Origin of the sequence: Halioglobus sp. HI00S01, from assembly GCF_001635445.1 — a bacterium.
GTDB classification, from domain to species: Bacteria; Pseudomonadota; Gammaproteobacteria; order Pseudomonadales; family Halieaceae; genus Halioglobus; species Halioglobus japonicus.
In genome coordinates this window covers 26,402-41,878 of the sequence record NZ_LWEE01000015.1, presented here as the reverse complement: position 1 = coordinate 41,878, position 15,477 = coordinate 26,402, and the positions used below count along the sequence as shown (strand labels likewise).

The 15,477-nt window shown below is 59.1% G+C and carries 13 protein-coding genes; 7 read left to right on the top strand and 6 right to left on the bottom strand.

The window, feature by feature from the left end; genetic code table 11:
* Positions 1 to 35: 35 nt before the first annotated feature.
* The 5 genes from A3709_RS03180 to A3709_RS03160 all read right to left on the bottom strand — a co-directional run bounded on the left by A3709_RS03180 (position 36) and on the right by A3709_RS03160 (position 6,627).
* Positions 36 to 545 (bottom strand): DUF6702 family protein, encoded by a 510-nt coding sequence (locus A3709_RS03180; protein ID WP_066049976.1) that lies wholly within the window; start codon positions 543 to 545, stop codon positions 36 to 38.
* Positions 542 to 2,881 carry a M1 family metallopeptidase gene (locus A3709_RS03175; protein WP_066049973.1) on the bottom strand — a complete coding sequence of 780 codons (2,340 nt, stop codon included), beginning with the start codon at positions 2,879 to 2,881 and terminating at the stop codon, positions 542 to 544. The genes A3709_RS03180 and A3709_RS03175 overlap by 4 nt, the downstream gene beginning before the upstream one ends.
* Before the next feature lie 95 nt (positions 2,882 to 2,976).
* Positions 2,977 to 3,657 carry an outer membrane lipoprotein carrier protein LolA gene (locus tag A3709_RS03170; protein WP_066049970.1) on the bottom strand — a complete coding sequence of 227 codons (681 nt, stop codon included), beginning with the start codon at positions 3,655 to 3,657 and terminating at the stop codon, positions 2,977 to 2,979.
* 53 nt (positions 3,658 to 3,710) lie between these two features.
* Positions 3,711 to 5,687: an alpha/beta fold hydrolase gene (locus A3709_RS03165; RefSeq protein ID WP_231871089.1), complete on the bottom strand. Its 1,977-nt coding sequence runs from the start codon at positions 5,685 to 5,687 to the stop codon at positions 3,711 to 3,713.
* 58 nt (positions 5,688 to 5,745) lie between these two features.
* Positions 5,746 to 6,627: an AraC family transcriptional regulator gene (locus tag A3709_RS03160; protein WP_066049966.1), complete on the bottom strand. Its 882-nt coding sequence runs from the start codon at positions 6,625 to 6,627 to the stop codon at positions 5,746 to 5,748.
* Positions 6,628 to 6,735: 108 nt separating this feature from the next.
* Between A3709_RS03160 and A3709_RS03155 the strand changes: the two genes are divergently transcribed.
* From A3709_RS03155 to A3709_RS03130, 6 genes are all read left to right on the top strand, one after another.
* Positions 6,736 to 8,139, top strand: coding sequence for an aldehyde dehydrogenase family protein (locus A3709_RS03155; RefSeq protein ID WP_066049963.1), 1,404 nt, complete (start codon positions 6,736 to 6,738; stop codon positions 8,137 to 8,139).
* 84 nt (positions 8,140 to 8,223) lie between these two features.
* The gene (locus tag A3709_RS03150) at positions 8,224 to 9,384 is read left to right on the top strand and encodes an acyl-CoA dehydrogenase family protein (RefSeq protein WP_066049958.1); all 1,161 of its coding nucleotides are present in this window, start codon (positions 8,224 to 8,226) and stop codon (positions 9,382 to 9,384) included.
* Entirely contained in the window at positions 9,381 to 10,169 is a 789-nt protein-coding gene (locus tag A3709_RS03145) for an enoyl-CoA hydratase (RefSeq protein ID WP_066049955.1), read from the top strand. The genes A3709_RS03150 and A3709_RS03145 overlap by 4 nt, the downstream gene beginning before the upstream one ends.
* Positions 10,169 to 11,278, top strand: coding sequence for an enoyl-CoA hydratase/isomerase family protein (locus A3709_RS03140; protein ID WP_066049952.1), 1,110 nt, complete (start codon positions 10,169 to 10,171; stop codon positions 11,276 to 11,278). The genes A3709_RS03145 and A3709_RS03140 overlap by 1 nt, the downstream gene beginning before the upstream one ends.
* A 37-nt stretch (positions 11,279 to 11,315) precedes the next feature.
* Entirely contained in the window at positions 11,316 to 12,200 is an 885-nt protein-coding gene (gene mmsB, locus A3709_RS03135; protein ID WP_066049948.1) for a 3-hydroxyisobutyrate dehydrogenase, read from the top strand.
* Positions 12,200 to 13,039: an alpha/beta fold hydrolase gene (locus A3709_RS03130; protein WP_066049945.1), complete on the top strand. Its 840-nt coding sequence runs from the start codon at positions 12,200 to 12,202 to the stop codon at positions 13,037 to 13,039. The genes mmsB and A3709_RS03130 overlap by 1 nt, the downstream gene beginning before the upstream one ends.
* On the opposite strand, the gene A3709_RS03125 is transcribed toward A3709_RS03130, so the two are convergent.
* A complete protein-coding gene (locus A3709_RS03125) occupies positions 13,016 to 14,374 on the bottom strand; it encodes a malonyl-CoA decarboxylase (protein ID WP_082849850.1) in 1,359 nt (452 codons plus the stop codon). The two genes, A3709_RS03130 and A3709_RS03125, sit on opposite strands and share 24 nt — an antisense overlap.
* A gap of 211 nt (positions 14,375 to 14,585) precedes the next feature.
* Here A3709_RS03125 and purU point away from each other — a divergent pair, with 211 nt between their 5' ends.
* Entirely contained in the window at positions 14,586 to 15,452 is an 867-nt protein-coding gene (purU, locus tag A3709_RS03120) for a formyltetrahydrofolate deformylase (RefSeq protein WP_066049942.1), read from the top strand.
* The last annotated feature ends 25 nt before the right edge of the window (positions 15,453 to 15,477 follow it).

The window sequence follows — 15,477 nt, the reverse complement described above, 5'->3', positions numbered from 1 at the left end:
TAAGACTTCTTCTTATTCAGCATTGCTCGCGCCAGTTATGGCTCGGGTGCCCATAGCGGCTGCGGTTGCTCGTCGGTGAAAGTCATGCGATCGCTGGCAGGCTGCCAGAGGCGTTGTACGGTGTTGATCTGCACGCGGCCGCGCTCGTGGGTGTTGTGAGATAAGAGCAGTCGGTTCTGCAGGCTGAGCGTGTTTGCTTTGGGCACAGCTACGGTGAAGAACAGCCAGCTGGCGCGGTAGCTCTTCAGATCCAGGCTTTGCAGTTGCACTGGCAGTGATGGGCCGTCGGCATAAACCCTGAATTCCTCGTTGAGCCAGGCCTCAAGCCACTGCCTGACCTCCGGGGTGTCGACCAGCACCACCTGGCGCTGCTGCCGGGACGAGAGCAGTTCCTCGACATCTTCGGGGATGACCCTCAGCGCCACTTCAAGTGCATCGCCATCGGCACTCCAGCCGATTTCCGCAAAGCTGGTATGTGAGGGATGGGCCCAGGCCTGGGTGGCCAGCAGCAGGGCTGCCACCAGGCGGAACAGGCGAGGGATCACTTGTCTTTCTTTTCCCAGTTGGTTTTCTCGTCGCGACGCATATGGTTCGGCTTTGACGAGTCCATGTGTAGGCGGAAGCGCGAAGTCTTCACCTTGCGCGGCCAGCTGTTGTTATACACATCGGCGTCGGCGGTGCTGCGGTACGGGTCGATTTCGATAGCGGTGATTTCACGTTCGCTGACAAACAGCTTGGTAACCTGCTCGGCGTTGCGTCGCCAGATTTCCGCCGGAATCTGCATTTCCTCGGTAGCACCGTCGGCATAGCTGATGCGCAGTGGTAGCGGCGTGACCAGGCCGCCGAGATTATCAAAGGTCACGGTATAGAAGTGCTTGTCCATCGCCAGCAGGGCTTTTTCCTTGTCACTCAGTGCCTTCAGGGTTTTCTCGTACTGGGCGTAATCCCAGGGCGTCACCGTGTAGTCGTCGTAATCGTTGTAGAAGTCATTCAGCGCCGGATACTTGTCCACCAGCCGCTCGAGGTTCTCGTTGCGCTGGTCGCTGAGGGTGGGCTCGAGCTCGTCGTCCTTGGCTTTCTGCCAGGCTTTCTCCACTTCAGGGTCGCGGCTGTCGACTGTGAACTGGGTGATGTCAGAGATCGCAACATCCACGTAGTCGGTGCCGTAGAACCAGCCGCGCCAGAACCAGTCCAGATCAACTGCCGAGGCATCTTCCATACTTCGGAAGAAATCGGCGGGGGTGGGGCGCTTGAACTTCCAGCGATTGGCAAATTCGGCAAACGCGTAGTCAAACAGCTCACGGCCCATAATGCTCTCGCGGAGAATGTTCAGGGCTGTGGCGGGTTTACCATAGGCATTGTTGCCGAACTGCAAAATGGATTCCGAGTTGGTCATGATGGGCACCACGTTGCCGCTGGTCATATACTCAGTCATGTTCTCCGGCGGGCCGCGACGAGAGGGATAGTTTTCCTCCCACTCCTGTTCGGCAATGTACTGCAGGAAAGTGTTCATGCCTTCGTCCATCCAGGTCCACTGGCGCTCATCGGAGTTGACGATCATCGGGAAGTAGTTGTGCCCGACCTCGTGAATGATGACGGAGATCAGGCCGTACTTGCTGCGCGACCAGGACTCACGGTGATCTTTCTGGCTGACATCCCAATAAGTGCCATCATCGTATGGCCGGGGCGCGTTGAAGGTAATCATGGGATATTCCATGCCGCCCACCGGGCCATTTACCGAGATCGATACCGGGTACGGGTACTCGAAGGTGTAGCGGGAATAAACCTCCATGGTGTGGACAATCGAGGCGGTGGAGTACTGGCTCCACAGTGGCTCCGCTTCGTTGGGGTAGAACGACATGGCCATCACGTTCTTGTCACCGGAGGGGGTGGACTGGGCATCCCAGATGAATTTGCGGGAAGAGGCAAAGGCGAAATCGCGTACATTCTCAGCCTTGAATACCCAGGTGCTCTCAACCGAGGTGCTGCCCTGTTCGCGCTGGGCGGCTTCTTCCGGCGTTACGATAAACATAAGCTCGTCGGCACTCTGTGCCTCTTCATAGCGCTTGAGCTGTTTGCGGCTAAGCACGTCCTCCGCGTTTTGCAGGACGCCGGTAGCGGCCACGATGTGGTCGGCGGGAACGGTGATCGCGACTTCGTAGTCGCCCAGTTCCAGGGTGAACTCACCATTGCCGAGGAACTGCTTGTTGTTCCAGCCCTCGTAGTCGGTATAGGCCGCCACTCGAGGGAACCACTGGGCGATCTCGTAGATGTAGTTGCCGTTCTTCTCGAAAAACTCGTAGCCGCCACGGGCAAACTTGGTGGCATCGACAATGGCGTGATCCCAGGCAACGTTGAAGACGAACTGCTCTCCGGCTTTGAGCGGCTGGGGCAGATCAATACGCACCATGGTCTTGTTTTCAGTGAACGGCAGGGCGTTGCCCTCGGCGTCGGTGATCTTGAAGTTATTCACCCCACCCTGAAATTCCATGCGATATAAAAGACCGGCCATGCTCGAGTAGGGGTACTTCTCGAAGTTGGGCGCGGTTTTGGTCAGCATGTCGTCGGAGTCGGGGCGGAAGCGATTCTGGTCAACCTGCAGCCAGATGTATTTCAGGCTATGCGGGCTCTGGTTGTAGTACGTAATGGTTTCGCGCCCGGTCAGGTGCTGACGGGTATCGTCGATAGTGACGTCGATCTTGTAGTCAGCGCGCTGCTGCCAGTAATCGGGTCCCGGGGCGCCGCTGGCAAGGCGGACCTCGGTGGGTGTGTCCAGCAGGTGGCCCAGCTGGGCAAATTTCTTGGCGCCTGAGCCGACTTCAGCAAGTGCGGTCAGGGGCAGGGAGCAGGCGATTACAGCGAAAATCGAACGGAGCTTCATCGTGCGGGTTCCAGAGTTGGTATGAGAATCTGTGGAGTATAACGAAAAAGGGCCCCAAACCCTCAGTTTTGGAGCCCTTGAAGAAGCATTGTAGCTCACATCTTTTCTTTGTCAGTGCCCCGTGGCCACTTGGTGGAGAACAGGTCGGGGTTGAGCTGCAGGTTGCGCGCCACAAAGCTGTAGGTGAGGGTGATTTCCTCACCGCGGCTGGACGCGGCAATCACCTGCTGGGCAGGCATCCACGAGGCCTGGTCAATCCACAGTTGCGCCTTGCCCATTACCGCGCGGGCCTTGTCTTTTTCGGGCGTGAGTTCCAGGCCCAGGGTGCGGTTGCTGTCGATATCGCGCTCGCCCAGTGAGGTCAGCAGGTAGTCGTCTTCCAGGTCGCGGCCGCTATTGGTAAAGCCAAGGCGCATGTACGGTTCCATACGGGTCTTGTGTTTGGACAGGTTATAGGACTCGACCCGCTTCTGGTTCGGGTAATGGATGTACAGGTAGCTCTTGGTGACCAGCATGGTGCGCGGCTCGTCGCTATCGACATCCAGGCGAATATTGCCCTTTTTGTCCATGAAAATCGTGCCCTTCTCGCGGCTGATCTCTGTGCCGCTGAGGTCAGCGCGGACCATTTCCACCCGCGCCATGGCGGTCTGGAAGTCATCGGCCTGGCGGTCGACCTGGCGCAGCGCGTCCTTCAGGTCCCAGCTGATCTTGGGGCCTTCAGCAAAGGCCGGCGCGACCAGTGTGGCCAGCAGGGTGCAGGTTAGCAAGAATCTCATGGCGTTCTCCTTGGTGTATGTTCGTTTTGGGGCGATGAGTCGCCCCTGCAATTTCAGTTAGACAGCAGGAACTGCTGGAAAAATAACACAGTCGCCTGTTGGTAAATGTCGCGGTTCTCTTTCTTGCGGTAACCGTGGCCCTCATTGAGGGCGTTCATGTACCACACGGGCTGGCCCTGATCGCGCAGTGCGGCCACGATCTGTACGGCTTCACTGACCGGTACGCGCGGGTCGTTCTCGCCCTGCACTACAAACATCGGCACCTGGATTTTCTCGACGCTGTTGAGCGGGCTGATGGCCTGCAGATGGGCGCGCATATCAGGGTCGCGCTCGTCGCCGTATTCGGCGCGGCGGTGATCGCGGCGGTAGTCCTTGGTGTTTTCCAGGAAGGTCACAAAGTTGCTGATGCCGACGATGTCCACGGCCGCTTTCAGGCGGTCGCTGTAGTGCACGGCACTGGCGAGCACCATGTAGCCGCCATAGCTGCCGCCAAATACTGCCACGCGCTCAGTGTCGAGATCTTCCTGGGTGGCAATCCAGTCGAGCAGGGCACCAATGTCGCGCACCGAATCCTCGCGCTTGAAGCCGTTATCCATGCCCATGTAAGCCTTGCCATAGCCGTTGGAGCCGCGCACGTTGGGCACCAGCACGGCGGCACCCAGGGTCTCCAGCCACAGCTGGTAGGTGCTGCTGAAGTAGGGTCGCGCCTGGGCTTCAGGGCCGCCGTGAATCGAGATGATGACCGGGAAAGGGCCTTCGCCCTTGGGCTTATACAGCCACGCCGGAATGGCATCGGGGCCGCCCTTGCCGCTGTCGAAGGTGGGGTAGCTGATGAGCTCCGGTTCGATGAAGCCCGCGGTATCCAGGCCGCCCACTTCGCTGAAGGTCCAGCGGGTGAGGTCGCCGTAGCTCGTGGCCTTGCGGCCCAGCTCCAGGACAAAGGTGTCAGAGGGCGTGTTAGGTGTATTCAGGGTCAGTGCCAGCTGCTTGTTGTCCGGGCTGAAGCCCATGCTGATCAGCACACCTACCGGCATGTTCTTCACCGCCTTGTAGCGCTTCTTCGCGCTGTCCAGCAAGTACAGCTGTGAGAAGCCGTTTTCGTTCACCGCGAAGGCGATGCGGCCGCGGTCTTCGCTGAGCCTGACGCCGTCTACATGCCAGGGGATATCTGCAGTGATAAACATCGGCTCGTCGCCCACTTCCAGCGACTGCCACGCGAGCTGGCGGAAGTCGCCGGCCATATCGGTGGTGTACCAGAAGCCCTGGCCGGTCTCGTCAAATCCAACGCCAGCATTGCTGCTGGGGTTTTTCGGATCACCGGCGAGCATCTGGTGTTCGCCGCTGGCCAGGTCGAGCAGGTGAATACGTGAGTCCGCGTTACCTACCAGGTTGGCAAATAACAGGAAGCGGCCATCGGCACTGAAATCAATGGGGTACCAGTAAGTGCCGTCGGGCGAGGCGAACACCATCTTTGCCTCGTCTGGCTTGTCGACGTCCATAATCCAGATGTCGTTGGAGGCACCGTTGCGCCTGGTGCTGCGATAGGCGATGCGCTCACCCGCCTGATCCCAGACGGCGCTGCCATTGAGGGCCTCACCGTCGGTTAGCAGTTTGGCTTCTTCGCCGCTGCCGGGCTCCAGCAGGTAGATCTGGGTATTTTCGTTGCCGCCGGTGTCCATGGTGAAACTCAGTGCAGAGTCACCGGGACGGCTCTGCACGCTGCGCACGGGTTCATCGAAGAAGGTCAGCTGGGTGCGGGCGCCACCGGGGGCGCTGACTTTGTGCACCTGGGCCACATCACCGAAGCGGGTACTGACGTACAGGCCGTCAGCGGTGGGTGTCCACGCCAGGAAACTGGCGGAGCGTACGTTCTGGTAGCGGCGCAGGTCTCGGGCAATCTGCTCCGGAATCGGCGGCACGTCCTCCATGACCAGTTGGCCATTATTGGCGGTGGTGCGCTCGACCTCGGCATAGGCGGGGCCAGTCAGTAGCGCAGAGAAGCAGGTGATAGCTGCAATAATTTTTTTCACGGGAATCTCCGGCAGGGCGAAAGGATAAGCATACCGCAAAGCGCCGCTGCTGCAGAGTCTACTTGCGGGTTGAGCTGCGATATCCCCGCGGGGAAGCGCCAATGGTTTTACGAAACAGGCGCGAAAAATACATCTGGTCATCGTAGCCGACCTGTTGGGCAATTTCGGCGATACCCAGGTCGGTGGTGTCGAGCAGGTTGCAGGCGTGTTCCATCTTCATATTCAGCAGGTGCTTGATGGGCGAATAACCGGTGAGTGCCTTGTAGCGATTGCTGAAGTGGTATTTGGACATGTTGGCCACTGCGGCCAGTTCATCCAGGGTTACAGCGCGGTCGATATGCTCGAGCATAAATGCCTGCACCATTTCGAGCTCGAAACCCGCCTGCAGGCGCCCCGAATGGGCGCTGATTTCCATGCTGATCTGGGTCATGAGATGGCGCAAGTGGTTGGAGGCGTTGATAAAGGCCCGGGTGGAGTAGCCCGTGCGCCGGACCTCCAGCAGATTGGTAAAGGCGCCGATGAGCAGCGGCGATACGCCGGCGTCTGCCACGGGCCGGCCCTCGCGGTAACCAAGATACTGCATGAATACCCGGGTGCTGGCGCCCTGGAAGTGAATCCAGTAAAGGGTCCACGGGTCAGCCTGGCTGGCCTGGTAGGCGTGGGTGAGGCCCTGGGGCAGCAGCATCAGGTGGCCCGCCCCGATATCACCGCGCCAGCTATCGGTCTCCAGGTGGCCCTGGCCAGAAGAGCAATATAGAAGCAGGTTGTCGTCGTGCCTGTCGCGGGCCATGCGATGGCCGCTGGCCTCGGGGTAGTAGCCCATGGCCGTGGGGTAACACTCTTTGGTTAGTGGATGTCGAGCCAGCTTCTGTATCATGAATGTCGGCGTGATAAAGCGTACGCCGCGACTCGGCAGGGGCCATTTTGATGGAGCGCTCATGCCGCAATATAGTCCATAAAATTCGCAATTTAGTCAATGTGGCCGAAAAATGCCCAGTGCTAAAATTCAGCGCTATTTGCAAGTAAGACCTAATTCAGAGGAATCGTCATGTCAGAAGAAATGAGCCCCGCACAGGAAGTGGCCGAAATGATGGCCCGCGCACGCGCGGCCCAGGCCCAGATTGCCAACTACACCCAGGAGCAGGTGGATGAACTTATCACTGCCATGGTGTACTCGGTGGCGCGTGAAGACCGCTCCGAGGAAATCGCCCGCTTCACTGTCGAAGAGACCCAGCTGGGCAACTACGACGGCAAGTACCTGAAAATCCACCGCAAGACCCGCGCAACACTGCTCGACATTATCAACGACAAGTCTGTGGGCGTGATCGAAGAGTTGCCTGAGCGCAACATCGTCAAGATCGCCAAGCCGGTCGGTGTTATTGGTGCGCTGTCACCCTCGACCAACCCTGAGGCCACGCCGGTTATCAAAGCGATTTCGGCCGTGAAAGGCCGCAACGCCATTATTGTGGCGCCCCACCCGCGCGCCAAACTCACCAACAAGAAAATCTGTGACTACATGCGCGACGCGCTCGAACGCTGTGGTGCGCCCGCCGACCTGGTGCAAAGCATTGACGTGCCCTCACTGGATAAAACCAACGAATTGATGGCCCAGTGCGACCGCGTACTCGCCACCGGTGGTGAGGCCATGGTGCACGCTGCGTACTCGTCTGGCACGCCTGCGCTGGGTGTAGGTGTAGGTAACGCCGTGATCACCGTCGACGATTCTGCCGATCTCGATGAAGCGGCTGAAAAAATCCGCACCTCCAAGACCCTCGACCTGGCGGCATCCTGTTCCTCCGATAACTCGGTACTGGTATTTGAATCTATTTACGACGAATTCCTCGCCAAGCTTCAGCACGAAGGCGGCTATGTTATCGAGGGCGATGACAAGGCCAAGCTGCAGGGTGTGATCTGGGAAGACGGCCACCTGAATGCCAAGATCGTTGCCCAGTCGGCGCTGAATATTACTGGCCAGGCAGGTATCGACCTGCCCGAAGGCAAGAGCTTCCTGATCGTGCCCGAGACAGGCGCAGGCCCCGATCATCCGTTCTCCGGCGAGAAGCTGACCGTGACCATGGCGCTTTACAAGGTGAAGGACATCGACGAAGCCATCGAGCTGACCAACAAGATCCAGGCCTACCAGGGCCAGGGCCACAGCTGCGGTATTTACTCCTACAACGACGACAACATTATGAAGCTGGCCGGTGCCACTCGCACCTCACGTGTCATGGTGAATCAGCCCCAGGCAGCGTCCAACAGCGGTAACCTTTGGAACGGCATGCGCCAAACCTTCTCGCTGGGTTGCGGTTCGTGGGGTGGGAACTCCATAAATCACAACATCACCTGGCGTGATCTCATCAATGAAACCTGGGTGTCCAAGCCGCTGGCGAAGACCAAGGAAATTCCGTCTGACGAAGAACTGTTCGGCGCTGTCATCGCCAAGTTCAATTAAGTCAAATGGCAGACACCACCGCGGCAAGCAGGCGACGGTGGTGTCTACCCCGCACACACCAATAACAACAGAGGAGAAGCGCCTTTGGATTTTTCCCTGAATGAAGACCAGGTTGCCTTTGCCGACAGCGCGCGCGCTTTCGCTGAAGGTGCACTGGCGCCCCATGCAGCCCGCTGGGACGAAGAGTCCATTTTCCCCAAGGACGCTCTGGCGCAGGCCGGCGAACTGGGGTTTATGGGGATGTATACGCCGGAGTCCGCCGGCGGTCTGGGCATGAGCCGTCTCGATGCCAGTCTGATCGTCGAAGAGCTGGCCAAGGGGTGCACGGCCACGGCTGCATTCCTCACCATTCACAACATGGCCACGAGCATGATCGGCAAGTACTGCAATGCATCAGTGATCGATGCCTGGTGCCCCGAGCTGGTCATGGGCACCAAGTTGGCCTCCTACTGTCTCACCGAACCGGGCGCGGGCTCCGACGCTGCCTCGTTGCGCACCAGCGCAGAACTAGATGGCGATGACTACATCGTCAACGGCGCCAAGGTGTTCATCTCTGGCGCGGGTGACACCGATGTACTGGTGGTGATGCTGCGAACCGGCGGCCCTGGCCCCAAAGGTATTTCCGCATTACTGATTCCCGCGGACGCTGAAGGTATTTCCTACGGCAAGAAAGAAGACAAGATGGGCTGGAATGCCCAGCCCACGCGCATGGTGACCTTCGACAACGTGCGGGTGCCCGTGGCCAACCGCCTCGGCGAGGAAGGGCAGGGCTTTTCCATTGCCATGGAAGGGCTGGACGGGGGGCGTATTAACATCGCCACCTGTTCTATCGGCACTGCCCAGCAGGCGCTGGAGGAATCGGTGGCCTATGTGCAGGAGCGCAAGCAGTTCGATACCGCCATTGCCGAGTTCCAGGCAACACAATTCAAGCTCGCAGACATGCTCACCGAACTGGTGGCCGCCCGCCAGATGGTGCGCCTGGCGGCGAGCAAGCTGGACAACAAGGACAGTCAGGCCTCGACCTACTGTGCTATGGCCAAGCGCTTTGCCACCGACGTGGGTTTTAACGTCTGCAACGACGCGCTGCAGTTACACGGCGGCTACGGCTACATCAAGGAATACCCCATGGAGCGGCACGTGCGCGACACTCGCGTGCACCAGATCCTGGAGGGTACCAACGAGATTATGCGAGTTATTGTTTCCCGCCGCCTGCTGATGGACGGCGCACTGGAGGTTATTAAATGAGCCTGAGCAACACCGAAAAACTGAAGGTCGAAATTGTCGGCCACGTCGCCAAAATAACCGTCGACAATCCGGCGGCCAATACCTGGGATACCGAGAGTCTGCCGGGGCTTGCTGCGCTGGTTGAAGCCTTGAACGCGGAAAAAAATATCTATGCCCTGGTGATTACCGGTGCCGGCCAGAAGTTTTTCTCCGCGGGCGCGGACCTGAAAATTTTCGCCGACGGCGATCCGGAAGCAGCCGGCAAGATGGCCGCCTATTTTGGCCAGGCCTTTGAAACCCTCGCTGATTTTCGCGGTGTGTCTATTGCCGCGATCAATGGTTTTGCCATGGGCGGTGGCCTGGAGGTGGCCATGGCCTGCGATATTCGTATCGCTGAAGAGCAGGCGCAGCTGGCATTGCCCGAAGCCAAAGTTGGCCTGCTGCCCTGCGCCGGCGGTACTCAGCGCCTGACCCAATTGGTAGGTGAGGGTTGGGCAAAGCGCATGATTCTGTGTGGTGAGCGCATTAAGGCCGACAAGGCAGAGTGCATTGGCCTGGTCGAAGAGGTGGTGGCCACGGGTACAGCGCTGGAGCGCGCCATGGCGCTGGCCGAACAAGTCGGCGAGCAGAGTCCCATTTCGGTGACCGCCTGCAAAAAGCTGATTCACAGCGCCCGCGATATTTGTATTGCCCAGGGGCTGGAAGATGAGCGCAGCGAATTTGTGGCGCTGTTCTCCACCGAGGACCAACGCGAAGGGGTCAATGCCTTCCTTGAAAAGCGCAAGCCTGAGTGGAAAAACGCCTGATGACTGCGCCTGTTCTGTTTGAAGAGTTAACTGCGGCCAGCGGCAAGGTCGGCCGCATTACCCTGAGTGTGGAAGCTACACTGAACTCCCTGACCCTGGAGATGGTGGATTTACTGCAGGAGCGGTTGGACGCCTGGGCTCAGGATGAGGCCATTGCCGCCGTCTTTATCGAGGGTGCTGGCGAGAAAGCGTTTTGCGCCGGCGGTGATGTACAGGCCCTGCACCAATCCGCGGTCGATCAGCCCGGAGGTCCCTGCGAGTACGCCGAGGCGTTTTTTGCCCGTGAATACCGCATGAACTACACCCTGCATACCTATGCCAAACCGATTGTGTGCTGGGGTCATGGTATTGTCATGGGCGGCGGCCTCGGTGTCATGGCCGGTTGTTCGCACCGAGTGGTCACCGAGCGTACGCGCATCGCCATGCCGGAAGTCACCATTGCGCTGTTCCCTGATGTGGGCGGCAGCTGGTTCCTGAATCATGCCCCCGGACAGACCGGTGAATTTCTGGCGCTGACCGGCGCATCAATCAATGCCGCAGATGCGATTTACATTGGCATTGCCGACCGCTTTATTGCCAGTGACCGCAAGCAGGTGGTGATCGATGATTTGCTGGCCCAGGTCTGGACCGATGACGTAGAGCGCAACCATGCGCTGGTGCGACATGTGCTGCGGCCCTTTGCCGAGCAGAGTATCTCCGCTTCGCCGGCGGGGCAGGTTGAACCACATGCGGCCACTATTGCCCAGTTACTCGACGGAGAGGATATTCACGACATTATTGATCGGATTACCGGGCAGGATACCGACGATCCCTGGTTGGCCAAGGCCCGCGACAGCCTTGCCCACGGCTCTAAACTGGCCGCGCAGTGGATTCATCGCCAGCTGTGGGAAACCCGCCACATGGGCCTGGCCGATGTGTTCCGCGCAGAGGTGCAGTTGGCGACCAATATTGTGCGTCACCCGGAATTTGCCGAGGGCGTGCGCGCACTGCTGATCGACAAAGATCGCAATCCCGCCTGGCAATACGCCGCCAGTCGCGATGTGCCCGCCGAGGTGCTCGATGCTTTCTTTACTGCGCCCTGGGATGAAAACCCGCTGGCAGACCTGTAAATCGGCTCGCAACTCCACAGCATATAGGAACTGAAACATGGCAACTGTAGCATTTATTGGCCTGGGTAATATGGGCGGCCCGATGGCCAAAAACCTGATCAAGGCTGGTCACCAGGTGACGGTATTCGATTTAATGCCCGCCGCCTGTGCCGATCTGGAAGCGGCTGGCGCCGCGGTAGCGGCATCCGCCAGCGAGGCGGCCAGCGGTAAAGACTACGTCATTTCCATGCTGCCGGCGGGCAAACATGTTGCTGCTACCTACCTCGGCGACGATGGCCTGCTGGCGCAGCTCGATGCCAGCACTACCTGCCTGGACTGTTCTACTATCGACGCGGCCACGGCACGCGAAGTAGGTGAAGCGGCCGCGGCTGCGGGTATTGGCTTTATGGATACGCCGGTGTCCGGTGGTGTGGCCGCGGCCGCAGCAGGTACCCTGGCCTTCATGTGTGGTGGTTCTGCCGACACTTTCCCCCGTGCGCAGGCCATTCTTTCCGCCATGGGCAAGAATATTTTCCACGCCGGCCCTGCCGGTGCCGGCCAGGTGGCTAAGGGCTGCAACAACATGCTGCTGGCGATTCACATGATCGGCAGCGCTGAAGCGCTAGAGATGGGCGCGCGCAATGGTCTGGACCCGGCGGTGCTGTCGGAGATCATGCTGGCCAGCTCCGGTCGCAACTGGTCACTGGAAGTCTACAACCCGTACCCCGGGGTTATGGAGACAGCCCCTGCCAGCAACGATTACCAGCCCGGCTTTATGACTGACCTGATGGTTAAGGACCTTGGCCTGGCGCTGGAAATAGCCGAGCAGAGTGGCGTTGATAACCAGATGGGCAAGCTTGCACGTGCCTTATATGGCAAGCATCAGGAAGAGGGTAATGGCCAGCGCGACTTCTCTTCCATCCTGGAGCAGCTCAAGGGCTGATGCTCTCGCCGCAACAGCGCATAGCCGGCCTGCTGGCCCGGGCCGCGCTGCATTCAACCGAGGTTGATCATACCACCATCGCCTGGCAGCACTGGGGCGGTGAAGGTACGCCGCTACTGCTGGTGCACGGTGGCTTTGGCTCCTGGACCCACTGGGCGGCTAACATCGAGGCGCTGCGCCAGTCGCGCAATGTATGGACTCTGGACCTGCCCGGCCTGGGCAGCTCGGCCGATATGCCCAAGCCCTGGACGACCGAGCACTTTGCTGAATTGGTACTGGCAGGCTGGCGCCAACTGCTGGGGGATACTGAGTTTGAGTTGGCGGCGTTCAGTTTCGGTGCAATGATTGCTGGCCATGTCGCTGCACTTGCCGGACCGCAATGTCAGCGATGTTGTCTCATTGGTGCGTCCGGCTTCGGGCCCTTGCATAAACAGGTCTCACTCTTACCTCCCCCCGGTCCGGAGGTGCCCGCTATAGAGGCTGATCCTATACACCGGGAAAATCTGGCGCGGCTGATGCTGTACCGAAAAGAGGCGGTCGATGATCTTGCGGTGTGTATCCACAGCGACAATCTGGCCAGGCACCGCTTTCGCAGCCGGGCCATGGCGGGCAGTAACGATCTCGCGGACGTTCTCCCTGCGATTAATGCGCATCTGGTAGGTATCTGGGGTGTTCACGATGCCACCGCCGGCGGCATTGAGCAGATTCAGGCCCGCCGCGCCCTGATGCTTGCGTCCCAGCCCGAGGCGGAATTTCATATCCTCGAAGACATCGGCCACTGGGCCATGTACGAGAGCCCAGAGACCGTTAATCGCTTAATCCTGGGGCAGTTGTCGTAGCACAGACTTGGCCGCGCTGATCTTGCCCTCGTCGAAATACTCCTCGTGATTGATCTCGATTTTGTCGAGATCGTAGAGATAGTTCACCATGATGCTGCCGGATTGCTCCAGGCCCTTGGGCGTTAAATCAGCACCCCAGTGCAGGCGGTGGAGGCGGGCGCCATTGCCGAGGTGGAAGCGGGCGACCGGGTCCTTGGCCAACTCGCCGGNTTTTTCCCGCACCAGATAGTGCGCGCACAGGCGCGTGAGTGCTGCCTGTACCTCGGCCTCCATAACCGTGCGGTTTACCGGTGCGCGTACCTTGTCGATAAGCGCCTCGTCGACCAGTTCACTGAGATCGGCCTTGTTGAGCCAACGCCGGAATCCGGGTACGGGCGACAGGGTAACGAATGTCTTAAGGCCTTCAATTTCCTTCTTCAGTACTTCAACCACGTTCTTGATCAGGAAATTGCCGAATGAAACGCCCGCCAGGCCAGGATGGCAGTTGCTGATGGAGTAGAACACTACGGTGTTGAATTTGCCTGGCTCCATGATCTCCCGCTCACGGTCGATTAGCGGAGCGATGGCATCGGGCAGATCGTCGACCAGGGCAACTTCCACAAACACCAGCGGGTCATTGCCCATGGCCGGGTGGAAAAAGGCGAAGCAGCGACGGTCTTCGCGGAGCCGGCCGCGCAGGTCTTCCCAGCCGTTGATCTCGTGCACGGCTTCATAGTCGATGAGTTTTTCCAGCACCACCGCGGGGGACGCCCAGTCGATATTGCGCAACTCCAGAAAGCCCTTGTTAAACCACTGGATGAACAGGTGCTTGAGGTCCGAATCAACCGGTTTGAGTTCCGGGTGCTGGCGCAGCAGCTGCAGCAGCTCGCCGCGCAAAGCGACCAGGGTGCGAGTACCACCGGGCGCCATGTTAATGCGCCTGAACAATTTTTGCCGCGGCGCCTCGGTGGCGCGGGTAATTGCCTGTAGCTTGTCATAGTCGGGGTCGTCGCGGTAGCGCTCGGTGGCTTCCAGCAGTGCCTCGCGATCGATATCGAAGTCGCTGGCGAGGCGCTGGAAAAACTCCAGCCGCGCCTCTGCGCTGAGCTCGAGGTAGGCCTCGGTAATTTCCTGGGCCAGGGCAAGGCCGGAGGCTTCACCGCGGTGCTCAATCAGTTCCTTGCACAAATCGACCAGCGCCTGGGTAGAACCCTCGGCCGCGGTCAGGTTGGGCCGCCGTCGCGCGAGGATTTCCCGGCCGGCGGTAATCACGGAGCTGAGCGCGCGTCCGAGTACGGTAACGCTGCCTTCGCTGGTGTTGGGTTGATCCTTTTCGATGGGGCTGGTCGAAGCCATCGGCTGATACCTCAAAATTGCTGCTTGCCTAGTGATAAGAATGCCACAGAGCCCGTGGCCTTTAATACTTACCCTATAGGGTTAGAGATGCGTGCGGCGTGACGATATTCCCTATTATAGGTTAGTCTCCCAGCCGACCCGTCAGGAAGAACCCGGTCGTGCGATTGTGGTTTATTTCTATTGAATCAACCGGTTAATGGATTTCCGTGCAATGAGTGACGCTACGCCTAATTTCACCCTGGTAACCTCCTGTGCCGACCAGATCGGCCTGGTGGCTGCGGTGTCGAGTTTTATCGCCGAGCGCGGGGGGTGCCTGGTGGAGAGTGCCAACCATACCGACGTTCACCAGGGCTGGTTTTTTATGCGCAATGTCGTCAACGCCGACGCCATGAACTGCAGTATCGAAGCGTTCCGCGAAGACTTCGATAGCCTCGCACAGCGCTATGGCATGCAATGGTACTTGCGCCCCGGTGGTGAGAAACAACGCGTTGTGATTATGGCCAGCCACGCCTCGCATTGCCTGGCGGACATTCTCTACCGCTGGCAGGCTGACGAATTGCAATGCGACATTCCCTGTGTGATTTCCAATCATGAAAATCTGCGCAGCATGGTGGAGTGGCACGGTATTCCGTTCCATCATGTGCCGGTGGATCCGGACGACAAGCCTGCGGCCTTCGCGGCGGTTGAAGATATTCTCGAGCGCCACGGNGCGGATTGCGTAGTGTTGGCCCGGTATATGCAGATTATCCCGCCGTCGCTGTGTGAGACATACGTCGGCCGGTTGATCAATATTCACCACAGTTTCCTGCCGTCGTTTATCGGAGCCAACCCCTACCAGAAGGCCTTTGATCGCGGTGTAAAGTTGATCGGTGCCACCTGTCACTATGTCACCGAGGATCTCGATCAAGGGCCCATTATCGAGCAGGATGTGGTGCGTGTGACTCACTCTTCCAACAAGGACGAATTAGTACGGTTGGGTCGCGATGTGGAGAGTTCGGTGCTGTCGCGGGGTCTGCGCTATCATCTGGAAGACAGGGTTCTTGTCCGCGGCAACAAGACGGTAGTGTTTAACGCCTGATCGCGTACTCAGATTGATAAGGGCC

What these genes read in the sequence shown, in the direction of transcription:
- A3709_RS03140 (WP_066049952.1), top strand. Translation starts at nt 10,169, where the DNA reads ATGACTGCGCCTGTTCTGTTTGAAGAGTTAACTGCGGCCAGCGGCAAG.
- A3709_RS03155 (WP_066049963.1), top strand. Translation starts at nt 6,736, where the DNA reads ATGTCAGAAGAAATGAGCCCCGCACAGGAAGTGGCCGAAATGATGGCC.
- A3709_RS03145 (WP_066049955.1), top strand. Translation starts at nt 9,381, where the DNA reads ATGAGCCTGAGCAACACCGAAAAACTGAAGGTCGAAATTGTCGGCCAC.
- A3709_RS03130 (WP_066049945.1), top strand. Translation starts at nt 12,200, where the DNA reads ATGCTCTCGCCGCAACAGCGCATAGCCGGCCTGCTGGCCCGGGCCGCG.
- A3709_RS03170 (WP_066049970.1), bottom strand. Translation starts at nt 3,657, where the DNA reads ATGAGATTCTTGCTAACCTGCACCCTGCTGGCCACACTGGTCGCGCCG.
- mmsB (WP_066049948.1), top strand. Translation starts at nt 11,316, where the DNA reads ATGGCAACTGTAGCATTTATTGGCCTGGGTAATATGGGCGGCCCGATG.
- A3709_RS03175 (WP_066049973.1), bottom strand. Translation starts at nt 2,881, where the DNA reads ATGAAGCTCCGTTCGATTTTCGCTGTAATCGCCTGCTCCCTGCCCCTG.
- A3709_RS03160 (WP_066049966.1), bottom strand. Translation starts at nt 6,627, where the DNA reads ATGAGCGCTCCATCAAAATGGCCCCTGCCGAGTCGCGGCGTACGCTTT.